30 protein-coding genes are annotated in these 18117 nt (G+C 64.2%); 28 read left to right on the plus strand and 2 right to left on the minus strand.

Going from position 1 to position 18117, the window contains the following annotated elements; all coding sequences use genetic code 11:
• The 21 genes from tuf to rpmD all read left to right on the plus strand — a co-directional run.
• Positions 1-1176: elongation factor Tu (gene tuf, locus ACTJI6_RS15660; RefSeq protein WP_440801977.1), on the plus strand; the 1176-nt coding region annotated here is incomplete at its 5' end.
• Positions 1177-1450: 274 nt separating this feature from the next.
• The gene (gene rpsJ / locus ACTJI6_RS15665; RefSeq protein ID WP_089386317.1) at positions 1451-1759 is read left to right on the plus strand and encodes a 30S ribosomal protein S10; all 309 of its coding nucleotides are present in this window, start codon (positions 1451-1453) and stop codon (positions 1757-1759) included.
• A 10-nt stretch (positions 1760-1769) separates the two neighbouring features.
• Positions 1770-2666, plus strand: a complete 897-nt coding sequence (gene rplC / locus ACTJI6_RS15670; protein ID WP_440801979.1) for a 50S ribosomal protein L3 — start codon at positions 1770-1772, stop codon at positions 2664-2666.
• Entirely contained in the window at positions 2663-3283 is a 621-nt protein-coding gene (gene rplD, locus ACTJI6_RS15675) for a 50S ribosomal protein L4 (RefSeq protein WP_126155995.1), read from the plus strand. The genes rplC and rplD overlap by 4 nt, the downstream gene beginning before the upstream one ends.
• The gene (locus ACTJI6_RS15680; protein WP_126155996.1) at positions 3280-3576 is read left to right on the plus strand and encodes a 50S ribosomal protein L23; all 297 of its coding nucleotides are present in this window, start codon (positions 3280-3282) and stop codon (positions 3574-3576) included. The genes rplD and ACTJI6_RS15680 overlap by 4 nt, the downstream gene beginning before the upstream one ends.
• A 93-nt stretch (positions 3577-3669) precedes the next feature.
• The gene (gene rplB, locus ACTJI6_RS15685; RefSeq protein ID WP_126155997.1) at positions 3670-4509 is read left to right on the plus strand and encodes a 50S ribosomal protein L2; all 840 of its coding nucleotides are present in this window, start codon (positions 3670-3672) and stop codon (positions 4507-4509) included.
• A 3-nt stretch (positions 4510-4512) separates the two neighbouring features.
• On the plus strand, positions 4513-4791 hold the full coding sequence (gene rpsS / locus ACTJI6_RS15690; protein WP_126155998.1) for a 30S ribosomal protein S19: 279 nt from the start codon (positions 4513-4515) through the stop codon (positions 4789-4791).
• A gap of 5 nt (positions 4792-4796) precedes the next feature.
• Complete coding sequence (gene rplV, locus ACTJI6_RS15695) at positions 4797-5177, plus strand: 50S ribosomal protein L22 (RefSeq protein ID WP_440801981.1); 381 nt, start codon at positions 4797-4799, stop codon at positions 5175-5177.
• Positions 5177-5893 carry a 30S ribosomal protein S3 gene (gene rpsC, locus ACTJI6_RS15700; protein WP_126156000.1) on the plus strand — a complete coding sequence of 239 codons (717 nt, stop codon included), beginning with the start codon at positions 5177-5179 and terminating at the stop codon, positions 5891-5893. The genes rplV and rpsC overlap by 1 nt, the downstream gene beginning before the upstream one ends.
• Before the next feature lie 11 nt (positions 5894-5904).
• Positions 5905-6318, plus strand: a complete 414-nt coding sequence (rplP, locus tag ACTJI6_RS15705) for a 50S ribosomal protein L16 (protein ID WP_126156001.1) — start codon at positions 5905-5907, stop codon at positions 6316-6318.
• A gap of 192 nt (positions 6319-6510) precedes the next feature.
• Entirely contained in the window at positions 6511-6717 is a 207-nt protein-coding gene (rpmC, locus tag ACTJI6_RS15710; RefSeq protein WP_126156002.1) for a 50S ribosomal protein L29, read from the plus strand.
• A gap of 10 nt (positions 6718-6727) precedes the next feature.
• A complete protein-coding gene (rpsQ, locus tag ACTJI6_RS15715) occupies positions 6728-6973 on the plus strand; it encodes a 30S ribosomal protein S17 (RefSeq protein ID WP_440801985.1) in 246 nt (81 codons plus the stop codon).
• A gap of 78 nt (positions 6974-7051) precedes the next feature.
• Entirely contained in the window at positions 7052-7420 is a 369-nt protein-coding gene (gene rplN, locus ACTJI6_RS15720; protein ID WP_010400243.1) for a 50S ribosomal protein L14, read from the plus strand.
• A complete protein-coding gene (rplX, locus tag ACTJI6_RS15725; RefSeq protein ID WP_126156004.1) occupies positions 7420-7725 on the plus strand; it encodes a 50S ribosomal protein L24 in 306 nt (101 codons plus the stop codon). Before rplN ends, rplX begins: the two co-directional genes overlap by 1 nt.
• A complete protein-coding gene (gene rplE / locus ACTJI6_RS15730) occupies positions 7725-8285 on the plus strand; it encodes a 50S ribosomal protein L5 (protein ID WP_126156005.1) in 561 nt (186 codons plus the stop codon). Before rplX ends, rplE begins: the two co-directional genes overlap by 1 nt.
• A gap of 17 nt (positions 8286-8302) precedes the next feature.
• Entirely contained in the window at positions 8303-8608 is a 306-nt protein-coding gene (gene rpsN / locus ACTJI6_RS15735; RefSeq protein ID WP_126156006.1) for a 30S ribosomal protein S14, read from the plus strand.
• A gap of 9 nt (positions 8609-8617) precedes the next feature.
• Positions 8618-9016: a 30S ribosomal protein S8 gene (gene rpsH / locus ACTJI6_RS15740; RefSeq protein WP_126156007.1), complete on the plus strand. Its 399-nt coding sequence runs from the start codon at positions 8618-8620 to the stop codon at positions 9014-9016.
• 10 nt (positions 9017-9026) lie between these two features.
• Positions 9027-9560: a 50S ribosomal protein L6 gene (gene rplF, locus ACTJI6_RS15745; protein WP_440801990.1), complete on the plus strand. Its 534-nt coding sequence runs from the start codon at positions 9027-9029 to the stop codon at positions 9558-9560.
• A gap of 12 nt (positions 9561-9572) precedes the next feature.
• Complete coding sequence (rplR, locus tag ACTJI6_RS15750) at positions 9573-9932, plus strand: 50S ribosomal protein L18 (protein ID WP_126156009.1); 360 nt, start codon at positions 9573-9575, stop codon at positions 9930-9932.
• A 124-nt stretch (positions 9933-10056) separates the two neighbouring features.
• Positions 10057-10635: a 30S ribosomal protein S5 gene (gene rpsE / locus ACTJI6_RS15755; RefSeq protein WP_126156010.1), complete on the plus strand. Its 579-nt coding sequence runs from the start codon at positions 10057-10059 to the stop codon at positions 10633-10635.
• Between the two features lie 12 nt (positions 10636-10647).
• Positions 10648-10833, plus strand: a complete 186-nt coding sequence (gene rpmD / locus ACTJI6_RS15760; RefSeq protein ID WP_103173018.1) for a 50S ribosomal protein L30 — start codon at positions 10648-10650, stop codon at positions 10831-10833.
• A gap of 67 nt (positions 10834-10900) precedes the next feature.
• Here the strand turns inward: rpmD and ACTJI6_RS15765 are convergent, their stop codons facing one another.
• Positions 10901-11584 carry a VPLPA-CTERM sorting domain-containing protein gene (locus ACTJI6_RS15765; RefSeq protein ID WP_440801992.1) on the minus strand — a complete coding sequence of 228 codons (684 nt, stop codon included), beginning with the start codon at positions 11582-11584 and terminating at the stop codon, positions 10901-10903.
• Between the two features lie 203 nt (positions 11585-11787).
• Here ACTJI6_RS15765 and ACTJI6_RS15770 point away from each other — a divergent pair, with 203 nt between their 5' ends.
• On the plus strand, positions 11788-12516 hold the full coding sequence (locus tag ACTJI6_RS15770) for a hypothetical protein (RefSeq protein ID WP_440801995.1): 729 nt from the start codon (positions 11788-11790) through the stop codon (positions 12514-12516).
• A 1-nt stretch (position 12517) separates the two neighbouring features.
• Here ACTJI6_RS15770 and ACTJI6_RS15775 read toward each other — a convergent pair whose 3' ends face one another.
• Positions 12518-13126: a hypothetical protein gene (locus ACTJI6_RS15775; RefSeq protein ID WP_440801997.1), complete on the minus strand. Its 609-nt coding sequence runs from the start codon at positions 13124-13126 to the stop codon at positions 12518-12520.
• A gap of 192 nt (positions 13127-13318) precedes the next feature.
• On the opposite strand from ACTJI6_RS15775, the gene rplO reads away from it, so the two are divergent.
• The 6 genes from rplO (at position 13319) to ACTJI6_RS15805 (ending at position 18045) form a co-directional block, all read left to right on the plus strand.
• A complete protein-coding gene (gene rplO / locus ACTJI6_RS15780; RefSeq protein ID WP_126156014.1) occupies positions 13319-13798 on the plus strand; it encodes a 50S ribosomal protein L15 in 480 nt (159 codons plus the stop codon).
• A 109-nt stretch (positions 13799-13907) separates the two neighbouring features.
• Complete coding sequence (gene secY / locus ACTJI6_RS15785; RefSeq protein ID WP_126156015.1) at positions 13908-15278, plus strand: preprotein translocase subunit SecY; 1371 nt, start codon at positions 13908-13910, stop codon at positions 15276-15278.
• A 35-nt stretch (positions 15279-15313) separates the two neighbouring features.
• Positions 15314-15985, plus strand: a complete 672-nt coding sequence (locus ACTJI6_RS15790; RefSeq protein ID WP_126156016.1) for an adenylate kinase — start codon at positions 15314-15316, stop codon at positions 15983-15985.
• Between the two features lie 154 nt (positions 15986-16139).
• Positions 16140-16508, plus strand: a complete 369-nt coding sequence (rpsM, locus tag ACTJI6_RS15795) for a 30S ribosomal protein S13 (protein ID WP_089386341.1) — start codon at positions 16140-16142, stop codon at positions 16506-16508.
• A gap of 12 nt (positions 16509-16520) precedes the next feature.
• Positions 16521-16910, plus strand: coding sequence for a 30S ribosomal protein S11 (gene rpsK / locus ACTJI6_RS15800; RefSeq protein ID WP_089386342.1), 390 nt, complete (start codon positions 16521-16523; stop codon positions 16908-16910).
• 118 nt (positions 16911-17028) lie between these two features.
• The gene (locus tag ACTJI6_RS15805; RefSeq protein WP_103173011.1) at positions 17029-18045 is read left to right on the plus strand and encodes a DNA-directed RNA polymerase subunit alpha; all 1017 of its coding nucleotides are present in this window, start codon (positions 17029-17031) and stop codon (positions 18043-18045) included.
• Positions 18046-18117: the final 72 nt, after the last annotated feature.

The following is an 18117-nucleotide window of genomic DNA, read 5'->3' on the forward strand; positions in this document are numbered from 1 at the left end:
ATGGCAAAGGCAAAGTTTGAACGGACGAAACCGCACGTCAACATTGGCACGATTGGTCACGTTGACCACGGCAAGACGACGCTGACGGCTGCGATCACGAAGTATTTCGGCGAATTCCGCGCCTATGACCAGATCGACGGCGCGCCCGAGGAGCGGGCTCGGGGGATCACGATCTCGACCGCGCATGTGGAATACGAATCGGAAAACCGCCACTACGCCCACGTGGACTGCCCCGGCCACGCGGACTATGTGAAGAACATGATCACCGGCGCGGCGCAGATGGACGGCGCGATCCTGGTGGTGAACGCCGCCGACGGCCCGATGCCGCAGACGCGCGAGCACATCCTGCTGGGCCGCCAGGTGGGCATCCCCTACATGGTCGTCTACCTCAACAAGGTCGACCAGGTCGATGACGAGGAGCTGCTGGAACTGGTCGAGATGGAGGTGCGCGAGCTTCTGTCCTCCTACGACTATCCGGGCGACGACATTCCGATCATCAAGGGCTCGGCGCTGGCCGCTCTGGAAGGCCGCGACCAGGCGATCGGCGAGGATTCGATCCGCGCGCTGATCGCGGCGGTCGACGAATACATCCCGACGCCCGAGCGCGCCGTGGACCAGCCCTTCCTGATGCCGATCGAGGACGTGTTCTCGATCTCGGGCCGCGGCACGGTCGTGACCGGCCGGATCGAGCGCGGCGCGGTGAACGTGGGCGACGAGCTTGAGATCGTGGGCATCCGCGACACCAAGAAGACCACCTGCACCGGCGTCGAGATGTTCCGCAAGCTGCTGGATCGCGGCGAGGCCGGCGACAACGTGGGCGTCCTGCTGCGCGGCATCGACCGCGACGGTGTCGAGCGCGGCCAGGTGCTGTGCAAGCCGAAATCGGTGAACCCGCACACGACCTTCGAGGCCGAGGCCTATATCCTGACCAAGGAGGAAGGCGGCCGCCACACGCCGTTCTTCGCGAACTATCGCCCGCAGTTCTACTTCCGCACGACGGACGTGACCGGGACGGTGAAGCTGCCCGAGGGCACCGAGATGGTGATGCCGGGCGACAACCTGAAGTTCGAGGTCGAGCTGATCGCGCCGATCGCGATGGAGGAAAAGCTGCGCTTCGCGATCCGCGAAGGCGGCCGCACCGTCGGCGCCGGCGTGGTCTCGAAGATCATCAAGTGATCTGACCCAAACACCACACCCAAAAGGGCCGTCTCCCACAAGGAGGCGGCCTTGTTTATTGGAAGGCGCCGATTCCGGCGATCCGGCCTTGACGCTGGCCCGCCAAAACGGCTATAGGCCCCCATCGCAGCCGGATCCGCCCCAGGACGAGATTCGCCTGTCCTGCGCGCGGCCGCCTTCTGGGCGGCCTTGCACTTTTTTATACGGTCCGATGCTGGCGCCGCGTGGTGCGTCGTCAGCCTCTCGACTGGAACTCCCCGTCAGAGGGATGACTATGCAAAGTCAGAATATCCGCATCCGGCTGAAGGCGTTCGATTACCGCGTGCTGGAAGCCAGCACCCAGGAAATCGTCAACACCGCCAAGCGCACCGGCGCGACCGTCCGCGGCCCGATTCCGCTGCCGAACAAGATCGAGAAATTCACCGTTCTGCGCGGCCCGCACATCGACAAGAAGTCGCGCGACCAGTGGGAAATCCGCACCCACAAGCGCCTTCTGGACATCGTCGATCCGACCCCGCAGACCGTTGACGCTCTGATGAAGCTCGACCTCGCCGCCGGCGTGGATGTCGAGATCAAGGTGTAAGGAGGCGACCATGCTGCGTACTGGTATCATCGCCAAGAAACTGGGCATGACCCGTCTGTTCCTGGAAGACGGTCGTCAGGTTCCCGTGACCGTCCTGCAACTGGACAACCTGCAAGTCGTCGATCAGCGCACCGTCGCGCGCGACGGCTATACCGCCGTCCAGCTGGGCGCCGGGACCGCCAAGGCCAAGCGCACCACCGCCGCGATGCGCGGCCACTTTGCCAAGGCCAGCGTTGCGCCCAAGCGCAAGATCGCGGAATTCCGCGTGGCCGAGGAAAACCTGATCAACGTGGGCGAGGAAATCACCGCTGACCATTACTTCGCCGGTCAGTACGTGGACATCGCCGGCACCTCGATCGGTAAAGGCTTTGCGGGCGCCATGAAGCGTCACAATTTCGGCGGTCTGCGCGCCTCGCACGGTGTGTCGATCAGCCACCGTTCGCATGGGTCCACCGGCCAGTGCCAGGATCCCGGTAAGGTGTTCAAGGGCAAGAAGATGGCGGGTCACCTGGGCGCCGTCCGTGTCACCACGCAGAACCTGCAAGTCGTGCGCACCGATGCCGACCGTGGCCTGATCATGGTCAAGGGCTCGGTTCCCGGTTCGAAGGGCGGCTGGGTCACCATCAAGGACGCCGTGAAGAAAGCGGCGCCCGAGAACGTGATCTATCCCGCCGCGCTGAAATCGGCCGCTGACGAAGCCCGCCGCCTGGCCGAAGCCGCCGCCGCCGAAGCCGCCGCCGCCGAGGAGGCCGCCCGCGAGGCTGCCGCCGCCGAAGCCGCCGCCGCCGAGGAGGCCGCCCTGGCCGAGGCGCAGGCTTCGATCGAGGCCGACAAGGAAGCTGCCGATCCGAACGCCGACAAGGCTTCTGATGGTGCGGATGCTGCGCCCGAAGGAGATAAACAATGAAACTCGATGTGATCAAGCTGGACACCGGCAAGGCCGGTGAAATCGAGCTGGCGGACGAGATCTTCGGGCTGGAGCCGCGCGGCGACATCCTGCAACGCGTCGTCCGCTGGCAGCGCGCCAAGGCGCAGGCGGGCACCCATTCGGTGCTGGGCAAGTCGGATGTCAGCTATTCGACCAAGAAGATCTATCGCCAGAAAGGCACCGGCGGCGCCCGCCACGGTTCCCGCAAGGCGCCGATCTTCCGCCACGGCGGCGTCTACAAAGGCCCGACCCCCCGGTCGCACGCCTTCGACCTGCCCAAGAAGGTGCGCGCCCTGGGCCTGCGCCATGCCCTGTCCGCGAAGGCCACGGCCGGTGAACTGGTGATCGTCGAGGATCTGAACCTTGCCGACGCGAAGACCGCCGCTGTCGCCAAGGCCGTCAAGGAAAACGGCTGGAAGCGCGTGCTGGTGATCGACGGGGCCGAGGTCAACGAAGGCTTCGCCCGCGCCGCCCGCAACATCGAAGGCGTGGACATCCTGCCGTCGATGGGCGCCAACGTGTATGACATCCTGAAGCGCGATACGCTGGTGATCACGCGGTCGGGTGTCGAAGCTCTGGAGGCTCGTTTGAAATGAGCGCGAAAGCCGAACATTACGACGTGATCGTCAAGCCGATCATCACCGAAAAAGCCACCATGACGTCGGAAAACAACGGCGTGGTCTTCCAGGTGTCCAAGGACTCGAGCAAGCCGCAGATCAAGCAGGCGGTCGAGGCCCTGTTCGGCGTCAAGGTGAAGGCGGTCAACACCACCATCACCAAGGGCAAGCAGAAGCGGTTCCGGGGCATCCTGGGCCGTCGCAGCGACGTGAAGAAGGCCTATGTGACCCTGGAAGAGGGCAACACTATCGACGTGTCCACCGGACTCTGATAGCAGGCGGGAATCTGCGGCCCTGGGCAACCGGGGCCGCGATCTTTTGACGACAACGGACCACCCTGGTCCAAAGCAACGGAAGACAGAAAGATGGCATTGAAGTCGTATAAACCGACGACGCCTGGCCAGCGCGGGCTGGTTCTGATCGACCGTTCGGAGCTTTGGAAAGGTCGCCCGGTCAAGTCCCTCACCGAGGGGTTGACCAAGAACGGCGGTCGGAACAACACCGGACGGATCACCATGCGCCGCAAGGGCGGCGGGGCGAAGCGCCTGTATCGCATCGTCGATTTCAAGCGCACCAAGTTCGACATGGCCGCCGTGGTCGAGCGGATCGAATACGATCCCAACCGCACCGCCTTCATCGCCCTGATCGGCTATGAGGATGGCGAGCGCGCCTATATCCTGGCGCCGCAGCGCCTGGCCGTCGGCGACAAGGTCGTCGCGGGCGCCAAGGTCGACGTGAAGCCCGGCAACGCCATGCCGTTCAGCGGCATGCCGATCGGCACGATCGTCCACAACGTCGAGCTGAAGCCCGGCAAGGGCGGCCAGATCGCCCGCTCGGCAGGCACCTATGCCCAGTTCGTCGGCCGCGACGGCGGCTATGCCCAGATCCGCCTGTCCTCGGGCGAGCTGCGTCTGGTCCGCCAGGAATGCATGGCGACCATCGGCGCCGTGTCGAATGCCGACCATTCGAACCAGAACCTGGGCAAGGCCGGCCGCAACCGCCACAAGGGCATCCGTCCCAGCGTTCGCGGTGTTGCGATGAACCCGATCGACCACCCGCATGGTGGTGGTGAGGGCCGGACTTCGGGTGGCCGCACGCCGGTCACGCCCTGGGGCAAGGACACCAAGGGCAAGAAGACCCGCAGCAACAAGGCGACCGACAAGTATATCTTGCGTTCGCGTCACGCGAAGAAGAAGGGGCGCTGACCTATGGCACGTTCTATCTGGAAAGGCCCCTTTGTTGACGCCTATGTGCTCAAGAAGGCGGAAAAGGCCCGCGACTCGGGGAAATCCGACGTCATCAAGATCTGGTCGCGCCGCTCGACCATCCTGCCGCAATTCGTCGGCCTGACCTTCGGCGTCTATAACGGGCAGAAGCATATCCCCGTTGCCGTCACCGAGGAAATGATCGGCCAGAAATTCGGTGAATATTCGCCCACGCGGACCTATTACGGCCACGCGGCGGACAAGAAAGCCAAGAGGAAGTAATCGTCATGGGTAAGGAAACCAATCCGCGCCGCGTGGCGGAGAACGAGGCGTTCGCGAAGACCAAGATGCTTCGCACCTCGCCGCAGAAACTGAACCTGGTAGCAGCGTTGATCCGCGGCAAGAAGGTGGACAAGGCCCTGGCCGACCTGACCTTCTCGCACAAGCGGATCGCCGGCGACGTGAAGAAGTGCCTGCAATCGGCGATCGCGAACGCCGAGAACAATCATGGGCTGGATGTCGACAACCTGGTCGTCGCCGAAGCCTGGGTTGGCAAGAACCTGGTGATGAAGCGCGGCCGTCCGCGGGCGCGTGGCCGTTATGGCAAGATCATGAAGCCGTTTTCGGAAATCACCATCAAGGTGCGCCAAGTCGAGGAGCAAGCGTAATGGGTCAGAAGGTCAATCCGATCGGTATGCGCCTCCAGGTCAACCGCACCTGGGACAGCCGCTGGTACGCCGACGACAAGGACTATGGCAACCTGCTGCTTGAAGACCTGAAGATCCGGGACTTCATCAAGACGGAAGCCAAGCAGGCCGGCATCAGCCGCGTGATCATCGAGCGTCCGCACCGCAAGTGCCGGGTGACGATCCATGCCGCGCGTCCGGGTGTGATCATCGGCAAGAAAGGCGCCGATATCGAAGTCCTGCGCAACAAGCTGGCGAACTTCACCAAGTCCGAAGTTCACCTGAACATCGTCGAAGTGCGCAAGCCGGAAGTCGATGCCGCCCTGGTCGCGGAATCGATCGCCCAGCAGCTCGAGCGTCGGGTCTCGTTCCGCCGCGCCATGAAGCGCGCGGTGCAGAACGCAATGCGCATGGGCGCCCTGGGCATCCGCGTGAACGTGTCGGGCCGTCTTGGCGGCGCCGAGATCGCACGGACGGAATGGTACCGCGAAGGCCGTGTGCCGCTGCACACCCTGCGCGCCGACATCGACTATGCGCTGGCCGAAGCCACGACCCCTTACGGGATCATCGGGGTGAAGACCTGGATCTTCAAAGGCGAGATCATGGAGCACGACCCCCAGGCCCGCGACCGCAAGGCCGCCGAGGCTCAGGAAGGTCCGGCTCCGCGTGGTCCGCGCCGTGACCGCGACGCGCGTTAAGGAGCTTTATCATGCTGCAACCGAAACGGACGAAGTTCCGCAAACAGCACAAGGGCCGGATCCATGGTGAAGCCAAGGGCGGTTTCGCCCTGAACTTCGGATCCTTCGCGCTTAAGGCCACCGAGCCCGAGCGTGTGACCGCCCGCCAGATCGAAGCGGCCCGCCGCGCGATCACCCGCCACATGAAGCGTCAGGGCCGGGTCTGGATCCGGATTTTCCCGGACGTGCCGGTTTCCTCGAAGCCGACCGAAGTGCGGATGGGTAAAGGTAAAGGCTCGGTCGATTTCTGGGCCGCCCGCGTTCATCCGGGCCGCATCATGTTCGAGATTGACGGCGTGTCCGACGAGATCGCCCGTGAAGCGCTGCGTCTGGGCGCCAACAAGCTGCCGGTCCTCACCCGCATCGTCGCGCGCGAAGACTGGTAAGGGCAGGGGCATTGCCCCCGTTCGAAACAGACCCCGCCGGGTGACTGGCGGGGTTTTCCCATGCCCATTCGGGAAAGGGCTTGCAGGAAAGGGCCGTTGCCTGTATGGGACGGCCTTCATCACGAAACTCCACCGGGAATCAGGGTGGCCCTGCGTGCAGGGGCTCTCCGGTGATGTTGAAAGGAACAGCGCATGAAAGCGCAGGATCTGACGTCGAAGACGCCCGACCAGTTGAAGGATCAACTGATCGCGCTGAAGAAGGAGGCCTTCAACCTCCGCTTCCAGCAGGCCACCGGCCAGCTTGAAAGCACTGCCCGGATGCGCGCCGTGCGCCGCGACGTGGCCCGTGTGAAGACCATTCTGAACCAGAAGGCGGCCGAAGCCGCCGCAGCGAACTGAGGAGCGGCCCATGCCCAAACGCATCCTGCAAGGCCGCGTCACCAGCGACAAGAACGAGCAGACCATCACCGTTCTGGTCGAGCGCCGCTTCAAGCATCCGCTGCTGCACAAGACCGTTCGTTCGTCCAAGAAATATCGGGCGCATGACGCGAACAACCAGTTCAAGGTGGGCGACGAGGTTCGCATCGTCGAATGCGCCCCCATCTCGAAGACGAAACGCTGGACTGTCCTGACGGACGACGCGGTTTCCGCGTAAGTCCATCATCACAGATCAGAAATGATCGAAACCCTGGGGCCGGAATAAGGCCGGTCCCCAAAGGTCGGGAGAAACCAAATGATCCAGATGCAGACCAATCTGGATGTTGCTGACAACTCCGGCGCTCGCCGGGTTCAGTGCATCAAGGTCCTGGGTGGTTCGCACCGTCGCTATGCGTCGGTGGGCGACATCATCGTCGTGTCCGTCAAGGAAGCCATCCCGCGGGGCCGGGTGAAGAAGGGCGATGTCCGCAAGGCCGTCGTCGTTCGCACCGCCAAGGAAGTGAAGCGCGAGGATGGCACGTCCATCCGTTTCGACCGCAACGCCGCCGTCATCCTGAACAACCAGGGCGAGCCGGTCGGCACCCGTATCTTCGGGCCGGTCGTCCGCGAACTGCGCGCGAAGAACTTCATGAAGATCATCTCGCTTGCGCCGGAGGTGCTGTAATGGCTGCCAAGCTGAAAAAGGGCGACAAGGTCGTCGTGCTGGCCGGCAAGGACAAGGGCAAGCAGGGTGAAATCACCGCCGTGTTCCCGAAAGAGAACAAGGCCGTGGTCGACGGCATCAACATCGCCATCCGTCACCAGCGTCAGACCCAGACGACCCAGGGCGGCCGCACGCCGAAGGCGATGCCGATCGACCTGTCGAACCTGGCGCTGCTGGACAAGAACGGCAAAGCGACCCGCGTCGGCTTCCGCGTGGAAGGCGACCAGAAGGTCCGTTTCGCCAAGACCACGGGAGACGTGATCTGATGCTGGACGCAAGCAAATACACGCCGCGCCTGAAGTCGGTTTACCGCGACACGATCCGGGCCGCGCTGAAGGAAGAATTCGGCTACAAAAACGACATGCAGATCCCGCGTCTGGACAAGATCGTCCTGAACATGGGCATCGGCGAGGCCGTCAAGGATACCAAGAAGGTCAAGCAGGGCGCCGAGGAACTGTCGCTGATCGCCGGCCAGAAGGCCGTGATCACCAAGGCGAAGAACTCGATCGCCGGTTTCCGCGTCCGCGAGGAAATGCCGCTGGGCGCCAAGGTGACCCTGCGCGGCGACCGGATGTACGAATTCCTGGACCGCCTGATCAACATCGCGCTGCCCCGCGTCCGCGACTTCCGCGGCGTGAAGGGCACCTCGTTCGACGGCCGCGGCAACTATGCCATGGGCCTGAAGGAGCACATCGTGTTCCCGGAAATCAACTTCGACAAGGTCGACGAAGTTCTGGGGATGGACATCATCATCTGCACCACGGCGCCGACCGACGCCGAAGCGAAAGCGCTGTTGAAGCATTTCAACATGCCCTTCAACAGCTGATCGCGGAGGTAAGAGATATGGCAAAGAAATCCATGGTCGAGCGCGAGAAGAAGCGCGAGCGTCTGGTCGCGAAGTTCGCCGCCAAGCGCGCCTCTCTGAAAGAGGTCATCAACGATCAGTCCCGTCCGATGGAAGAGCGGTTCAAGGCTTCGCTGAAGCTGGCCGAGCTGCCGCGCAATTCGTCGGAAACGCGTCTGCACAACCGGTGCCAACTGACCGGCCGTCCGCACGCGTATTACCGCAAACTGAAACTGTCGCGGATCATGCTGCGCGAGCTCGGCTCGAACGGTCAGATCCCCGGCCTTGTCAAATCCAGCTGGTAAGGGGGCACAATGTCGATGAACGATCCTCTCGGCGATATGCTGACCCGCATCCGCAATGCGCAGATGCGCGGCAAATCGACCGTGCGCACCCCGGCCTCCAAGCTGCGCGCTTGGGTTCTGGACGTGCTGAAAGCCGAAGGCTACATCCGCGGCTATGAAGAAGTCACCACCGATGCCGGTCACAAGGAACTGGAAATCGGTCTGAAGTACCACGACGGCACCCCGGTCATCCGGGAACTGTCGCGCGTTTCGAAACCGGGCCGCCGCGTTTATGCGGGCGCTCGGGAAATCCCGCAGGTCCGTCAGGGTCTGGGCGTGTCCATCGTCTCGACCCCCAAGGGCGTCATGTCGGATGCAGCGGCTCGCAATGCCAATGTCGGCGGCGAAGTCCTCTGCACCGTGTTCTAAGGAGGGCAGAATGTCTCGGATTGGTAAGAAGCCGGTCGTGCTGCCCAAGGGCGTGACGGCCGAGATCAAGGGTCAGACGATCGAGGTGAAGGGTCCGAAAGGCACCCGCAGCTTCACGGCGACCGACGATGTGGATCTGGTGCTGGACGAAGGCGCGGTCGCGGTCAAACCGCGCGGCACCTCGAAACGCGCCCGCCAGCAGTGGGGCCTGACCCGCTCGATGGTGGAAAACCTGACGGTCGGCGTGTCGGAAGGCTTCAAGAAAGAGCTGGAAATCCAAGGCGTGGGCTACCGCGCCACGATGCAGGGCAAGACCCTGAAGCTGGCTCTGGGCTATTCGCACGACGTGAACTTCGAAACGCCGGACGGCGTGACGATCACGGCGCCGAAGCAGACCGAAATCGTTGTGGAAGGCATCGACCAGCAGCTTGTTGGTCAGGTGGCCGCGAACATCCGCGAGTGGCGCCGCCCCGAGCCCTACAAGGGCAAGGGCATCCGCTACAAGGGCGAGTTCGTCTTCCGCAAGGAAGGCAAGAAGAAGTAAGGGGCGCATGAAATGGCACTGAAAAAGCAAGAGCTGTTCGCAAAGCGCCGCCTGCGCGTCCGCAACAAGCTGCGGGCGATGTCGAACGGCCGTCCGCGTCTGTCGGTCCACCGCTCGTCGAAGAACATCTCGGTCCAGGTCATCGACGACCTGAACGGCGTGACCTTGGCCTCGGCCAGCACGCTGGAGAAGGACTTCGGTCTGGTCGGCAAGAACAACGTCGAGGCCGCGGCCAAGATCGGCACCGCGATCGCCGAGCGGGCGAAAGCCGCCGGGATCGAGGAGGTCGTCTTCGACCGTGGCGGCTTCATCTTCCACGGCAAGGTGAAGGCTCTGGCCGACGCTGCCCGTGAAGGTGGTCTGAAGTTCTGATCCTGCGGGCGGCGCCTTCCTACAAGGGCGCGCCGCCCCGATGATCCGGGGGCCATCATCCTGTGGCCCACCAGGATTGACATCAACCGGCGCGGATCGCGCGCCAGAATGCAAGGAATGCCATATGGCAGAACGTGACAACCGCCGGGGCCGCCGCGAAGAGCGCGAGGAAAACCCGGAATTCCAGGATCGTCTGGTCGCGATCAACCGCGTCTCGAAGACCGTCAAGGGCGGCAAGCGCTTCGGCTTCGCGGCGTTGGTGGTCGTCGGCGATCAGCGCGGCCGCGTCGGCTTCGGCAAGGGCAAGGCCAAGGAAGTGCCGGAAGCCATCCGCAAGGCGACCGAGCAGGCGAAACGCAGCCTGGTCCGCGTGCCGTTGCGCGACGGCCGCACGCTGCACCATGACATCGAAGGCCGCCATGGCGCGGGCAAGGTGATCATGCGCACTGCCGTTCCGGGGACCGGGATCATCGCCGGCGGTCCGATGCGCGCCGTGTTCGAGATGCTGGGCGTGCAGGATGTCGTTGCGAAATCGCAAGGGTCGCAGAACCCCTACAACATGATCCGCGCGACGCTGGACGGCCTGAAGAAGGAAGCCAGCCCCCGTTCGGTCGCGCAGCGTCGCGGCAAGAAGGTGGCCGACATCCTGCCGCAGGACAACAAGCCTGCTGCCGAAGCCGCCGCCGAAACCGTCGAAGCGTAAGGAGACAGGCGTATGGCAACCATCGTCGTCAAGCAGATCGGCAGCCCGATCCGCCGCCCCGCCATCCAGCGCGAGACGCTGAAGGGCCTGGGCCTGAACAAGATGAACCGCACCCGCGAGCTGGAGGATACCCCCTCGATCCGCGGCATGGTCGCCAAGATCCCGCATCTGGTGACGATCATCGAAGAAAAAGCGTAATCCGCAAGGACCGCGAACAAAAACGCCCCGGAGAAATCCGGGGCGTTTTCGTTTGTCGGCAATCGGGTCAGGCGCGGCGCGACCGGCGGCGCAACGCGCCAAGCGCGGCGGCACCCCCTGCCAGCAGCAGGCCCGAGGCAGGCAGCGGAACCGGCGCCGGATTCACATCGCCCGTGACCGTGACGCTGTATCCGGTGGCGCCTCCGTGGTCTTCGCGCAGGATTTGCAGATGGTGCAGGCCGCTGCCCAGGTTGCCCAACGACAGGGTGAATTCACCTGCCGAAACCCCGCCCGCATTGAGATGCCCGCCCAGGAACGTGCCGTTCAGCCAGACGAACAGACCGTTATCGACCCCGAAGGACGCCAGCACATTGCTCAGCCCTCCGCTGCCGCCATCCAGCTCATAGATGATTGCCGTCTCGGTGTTGATCGCCCAACTCGCGGGAATGGCGACCGGACCCGCGGACCAGGTGCCGCCCGGAGTCGCGGGCGTCGTCAGCCATGCCCCCAGAGCGGCCGCGGCCGGCGTCAGGTCGGGCGGGCTGCCCGCCGGAATGGCCAGCGAGGGATCGCCCTGAGTGACATTGGGGCCAGGGAACATCCAGCTGCCGCCGAAAGGATTGCTGCCGTCAAGCGCCGTGCCGATGCCATTGTTGTAATATCCGGCCGTGCTTCCGTCGATCAGCGTGGCGGCCTGACCCGCCGTGGCAAACGCGGCGCTTGCAAGCGCCGCAAGGACGTAATGCTTCATGAACTCCTCCGCGAACTTGTGACGCGGCAAGAATAGCACGCCGGTGATCAAATCTTGTTGGAATTGGCCTGTCTTTTTGGACAGGCCATCGGCGACGGGGTGTTGCCGCGGAAGCACGCAGCGGCGCGGCGTGTATGCGGCGGATCGCCACAACAGATGGTTGTATCTAGACTGGACTCCGTGTCCCGAGTCAGGAGCGTTCCATGTCCCTTGGCAAGCATCTGGTGCCCGCCCTGTTTGCTTGCGCCTTTCCGGGGGCGATGGCCGGACCGGCCCAGGCGGGTCCCTGGCCGCGCGAACCGGGGCAGGCCTTCATCGCGCTGACCGGCGAACGGGACCGGGAGGGCAACTCCTTTACCGGGTTCTATGCCGAATACGGGCTGGCACGACGCCGCACCCTGGGTCTGGAGATCAGCCATACCGATGTCGGCGAAACCACTGCGATGGCCTGGTACCAGAAGTCCCTGGACGGCGGGCAGGGGCCGAACAGGCTGTCCTATGCGTTGGGTTTCGGCGCCATCCGGCGGGACGGCCAGTTGCTGCCGCTGAGCCAGGCTGCGTTAATGTGGGGGCGCGGCTTTTCGGGCCTGTGGGACGGCGGCTGGCTGACCGCCGAGGCCCGCGTCAAGGTGGCGGGCAAGACCGAGGAGGTCAGGGTCCGACAGGGCATGACTCAGGTCGAATACGCCTATCTGACGCCCGAGATCGTGACCAAGCTGGATCTGACGGTCGGCATTCGCCCCTCGCCAGCCTGGGCCCTGGTGAACCAGTTGCGGCTTGAGGCGCGCAAGGACAGCGACTTCTCGGCCAGGCTGGCCAGTTCGGCGGTCTACGACCTGGCGGGACCGGCGCGGCTGGAGATCGGGATCGTCGCGCCGCTGGCCGGTCCCAGCGAACCGGCCCTCAAGATCGGCACCTGGCTGGAGTTCTAGCCTATTCCCGGCAGGCGTAGACCGCACCGCCGACGGCCACCACCGATACCGCCGCCCCCGCCACGATCGCCGGAGAGGAAGCCATGGCCGCCGCCGCCCCGCCGATCGAGGACAGCACGCCCGAGATATAGCCCTGCGATCCGCTGAGGATCACCGCCCCCGATCCGTCGGGCAGGGCGCGGGCGCCGTTGATGGCCCCGCGCGCGGCCGCCCCGGTGATGGCGACGGCGGCGTTCTTGGTCTGGTTGACTCGCTGGCAGACCGTCTTAGCGGGCGTTTCGCAGCGGCCATAGGCATCGCGGCGGCCCAGGTCGTAACCGATGATCGAATCGCTGGCCTTGTCGTGGCGCAGGCAGAAGGGGCCGCGTTCATCGTCCGTCAGATCCGGCGTCAGGCTGCGCAGCACCACATAGCTGGGACAGGTGTCGCGGCCCCATGAGGTAAAGAGGATCTCGCGGCGGCTGAAATGATCGCGCAGGCCCGGCTCGTCCCGGTCATAGGCCAGGGGCACGTCGCGGGCGTTGATGCGCGCGGTGCAGAAGGCGGGTTCCGCCTGGGCGGCAAGCGGAGCCGACAGCAGCGCGGCAAGGAAAAGGGCAGGGCGGGTCATGGTTTCCTGATAAGCCCGGCATCGGCAAGGGCAACTCACATCCGCTTGTGGACCGCGCAAGGCGGGACTTGCCGCAGCCCGACGTTCCGTCTATACGCCCGCGGGTGCCGATGGGCACCGATTCACGAAACACGACATGCCGTGTCCGCCCCATCATCGCTTCGGGGGTGCGTCCGGCTTAGGAGAAGCGACATGAAACTGCATGAAATCCGCGACAACGAGGGCGCCAACCGCAAGAAGAAACGCGTGGCGCGCGGTCCCGGCTCGGGCAAGGGCAAGACCGCCGGCCGGGGTATCAAGGGCCAGACCTCGCGTTCGGGCGTTGCGCTGAACGGTTACGAAGGTGGCCAGATGCCGCTGTACCGCCGTCTGCCCAAGCGTGGCTTTACCAAGCCGAATGCGAAATCCTTTGCGGTGGTGAACCTGGGCCAGATCCAGTCCTTCATCGACGCGGGCAAGATCGACGCCAAGGCCGACCTGACCGAGGACGCTCTGGTCGCCTCGGGCCTGGTGCGCCGCAAGCTGGACGGCATCCGCCTGCTGGCCAAGGGCGAAGTCACCTCGGCCCTGACCATCAGCGTCACCGGCGCGTCGAAAGCGGCGGTCGAGGCGGTCGAGAAGGCGGGCGGCAAGGTGTCGCTGCCGGTCGCGACCGAAGCGGCGGCGGAATAAGCTGTTGATCGGGGCCTTCCCGCCCCATAGATAGCGAACAGGTTTTCCTGGCGCCGCCGGTCCCCGGAAACGGGTCGGCGGCGCTGTCATGACACGGGACGTAAAACACATGGCGTCAGCCGCAGAACAGATGGCCGCGAACCTTTCATGGAGCGCATTCGGCAAGGCCACGGAACTTCGCCAGCGTATCTGGTTCACGATCGGGCTGCTGATCATCTATCGGCTGGGCACCTATATCCCGGTGCCGGGCATCGACGGCGCCGCGCTGCGCAACTTCATGGACCAGGCACAGGCGGGCATCGGCGGCATCCTGTCGATGTTCACCGGCGGCGCCCTGGGCCGGATGGGCGTCTTCGCTCTGGGCATCATGCCCTATATCTCGGCCTCGATCATCGTGCAGCTCTTGACCTCGATGGTGCCTTCGCTGGAACAGTTGAAGAAGGAAGGCGAACAGGGGCGCAAGAAGATCAACCAGTACACGCGCTATGGCACCGTGGCCCTGGCGCTGTTCCAGGCCTATGGCCTGGCCAAGTCGCTGGAGGCGGGCGGGCTGGCCCATGATCCGGGCCTGTTCTTCCAGGCGTCTGTGGTCATCACCCTGGTCGGCGGCACCATGTTCCTGATGTGGCTGGGCGAACAGATCACCGCGCGCGGCATCGGCAACGGCATCAGCCTGATCATCTTCGTGGGCATCGTGGCCGAAATCCCGGCGGCGCTGGCGAACTTCTTTGCGCAGGGCCGGTCGGGCGCGATCTCGACCCCGGTGATCCTGGGCGTGATCCTGATGGTCGTCGCCGTGATCGCCTTCGTGGTCTTCATGGAGCGCGCGCTGCGCAAGATCCGCATCCAGTATCCCCGGCGCCAGGTCGGCATGAAGATCTATGACGGCCAGTCGTCGCACCTGCCGATCAAGGTCAACCCGGCGGGCGTGATTCCGGCGATCTTCGCATCCTCGCTGCTGCTGCTGCCTGTGACGATCTCCACCTTCTCGGGCAACCAGACGGGGCCGATCATGTCGACGATCCTGGCCTATTTCGGGCCGGGCCAGCCGCTGTATCTGATCTTCTTCGCGGCGATGATCGTCTTCTTCGCCTTCTTCTATACCCACAACGTCAGCTTCAAGTCCGACGACGTGGCCGACAACCTCAAGAACCAGGGCGGCTTCATTCCGGGCATCCGGCCGGGCAAGCGGACCGAGGAATACCTGGACTATGTCGTCAACCGCGTGCTGGTGATCGGCGCGGCCTATCTGGCGGCCGTCTGCCTGCTGCCGGAAATCATCCGCCACCAGTGGTCGGTGCCCTTCTACTTCGGCGGCACCTCGGTCCTGATCGTGGTGTCGGTGACGATGGACACGATCAACCAGGTGCAAAGCCATCTTCTGGCCCACCAGTACGAAGGCCTGATTGAGAAATCCCAGTTGCGTGGTAAACGCAAAGAGGGAAGCGCAAAGCCGCGTCGCGCACCGTCGCGCCGCTAACGGCCCGACGGGCCGACGAGGGGGACAGACCAACGATGACGATCAATATCATTCTGCTGGGGCCGCCGGGTGCCGGCAAGGGAACCCAGGCCCGCAAGCTGGTCGAGGAACGCGGGCTGGTCCAGTTGTCCACCGGCGACATGCTGCGCGCCGCCCGGTCCTCGGGGACCGAGATGGGCAAGCGCGTGGCCGAGGTCATGGACCGGGGCGAACTGGTGACGGACGAGATCGTCATCGGCCTGATCCGCGAAAAGCTGTCCGAAGGCGGCAACGGCTTCATCTTCGACGGATTCCCGCGCACCTTGGCCCAGGCGGACGCCCTGGGGCAGCTTCTGGACGAAACCGGCATGGTGCTGGATGCCGTGATCGAAATGCAGGTGGATGACGAAGCCCTGGTCCGCCGCATCACCGGCCGCTACACCTGCGGCAATTGCGGCGAGGTCTATCACGACGAGACCAAGCCCACCGCCAAGCATGGCGTCTGCGATGTCTGCGGCTCGACCGACCTGCGCCGCCGCGCCGACGACAACGAGGACAGCCTCAAGACCCGGCTGCTGGAATATTACAAGAAGACCTCGCCCCTGATCGGCTATTACTATGCCAAGGGGAAGCTGGCCCCGGTCGACGGGCTGGCCGAAATGGACGAGGTTGCGCGCCAGATCGGCCGTGTGCTGCCTGTGTCAAGCGAAATCGCGACCGGCACTTGACGCCATGGGCCACGGCCTTTAAGTCACGGCATCTCGCAAGAGAATCACCCGTCGAAGGGGTGGCCCATCAGCGGCCCGAAGGCACGGCTTTCGGGCCTTACGTTGTGAAAAAAGGTTCCGGCGCTACGGAACCGCAACCGATAAAGGAAAACGCGTGGCTCGTATTGCTGGCGTCAACATTCCGACCGGGAAACGCGTCCCGATCGCCCTGACCTATATCCACGGCATCGGCCCGATGTATGCCGAACAGATCTGCGAGGCCGTCGGCATCGACCGCGCCCGCCGCGTGAACGATCTGTCGGATGCCGAAGTGCTGCAAATCCGCGAATATATCGACGCGAACCTGACGGTCGAGGGCGATCTGCGCCGCGAACGGCAGATGAACATCAAGCGCATGATGGACCTGGGTTCCTATCGCGGCCTGCGTCACCGTCGCGGCCTGCCGGTCCGCGGCCAGCGCACCCACACCAATGCCCGTACCCGCAAAGGCCCGGCAAAACCCATCGCTGGCAAGAAGAAATAAGGGGTAACGGACATGGCACGCGACAAGACCCGCATGAAGCGCAAGGAACGCAAGAACATCGCCACCGGCGTTGCGCATGTGAATTCCAGCTTCAACAACACCAAGATCCTGATTTCCGACGTGCAGGGCAATGCGATCTCGTGGTCGTCCGCCGGCACCATGGGCTTCAAGGGCTCGCGCAAATCGACCCCCTATGCCGCGCAGATGGCCGCCGAAGACGCGGGCCGCAAGGCGCAGGAACACGGCGTCCGCACCCTGGAAGTCGAAGTGCAAGGCCCCGGTTCGGGCCGCGAATCGGCTTTGCGCGCCTTGGCCTCGGTCGGCTTCAACATCACCGCGATCCGCGACGTGACCCCGATCGCGCATAACGGCTGCCGCCCGCCGAAGCGCCGCCGCGTCTGATTTTCAGGTAGCGATTCCCCGGATCGCGCGTCTCTCGCGCGGTCCGGTCTTTTCCGTTTTCAACCTCGGGCGTTTCCGACCACGGACATGGGGCGGAAGCAAGAATGGAGGCAAACGCATGATCCACAAGAATTGGGCCGAGCTGATCAAGCCGACGCAATTGGTTGTCAAGCCGGGTGCGGATGCCACCCGCACCGCCACGCTGGTCGCCGAACCGCTGGAGCGGGGCTTCGGCCTGACGCTGGGCAACGCGCTGCGCCGCGTGCTGCTGTCCTCGCTGCAAGGCGGGGCAATCACCTCGGTTCAGATCGACAACGTGCTGCACGAATTCAGCAGCGTCGCGGGCGTCCGCGAGGATGTGACGGACATCGTCCTGAACCTCAAGGGCGTGACGCTGAAGATGGACGTGGAAGGGCCGAAGCGCCTGACCCTGTCGGCCAAGGGACCGGGCGAGGTCAAGGCCGGCGATATCCAGGAAACCGCCGGGATTACCGTCCTGAACCGCGATCACGTCATCTGCCATCTGGACGACGGCGCCGACCTGAACATGGAATTGACGGTGCAGACCGGCAAGGGCTATGTCGCGGCCGACAAGAACCGCCCCGAGGATGCACCCATCGGGCTGATTCCGATCGACGCGATCTTCTCTCCGGTCAAGCGCGTCAGCTATGAAGTCACGCCGACCCGCGAGGGGCAGGTACTGGACTATGACAAGCTGACGATGAAGATCGAGACCGACGGTTCGCTGACCCCGGAGGACGCCGTGGCCTATGCCGCGCGCATCGTTCAGGACCAGCTGTCGGTCTTCGTGAACTTCGACGAACCCGAATCGGCCAACCGCCAGGATGCCGAGGACGGGCTGGAATTCGATCCGCGCCTGCTGAAGAAGGTGGACGAACTGGAACTGTCGGTGCGTTCGGCCAACTGCCTGAAGAACGACAACATCGTCTATATCGGCGACCTGATCCAGAAAACCGAAGCCGAGATGCTGCGCACGCCGAACTTTGGCCGCAAGTCCTTGAACGAAATCAAGGAAGTGCTGTCGGGTATGGGCCTGCACCTGGGCATGGACGTGGTCGACTGGCCGCCGGAAAACATCGAGGATCTGGCCAAGCGTTTCGACGACCAGTTCTGACGGATTCGGGGGCGGTTCGCCGCCCCCGCACGACCGGGCATCCCGCCCCAAGGAGAGCGGCCCGCACGCATG

Origin of the sequence: Paracoccus sp. 22332, from assembly GCF_052045125.1 — a bacterium.
Lineage (GTDB): Bacteria > Pseudomonadota > Alphaproteobacteria > Rhodobacterales > Rhodobacteraceae > Paracoccus > Paracoccus haematequi_A.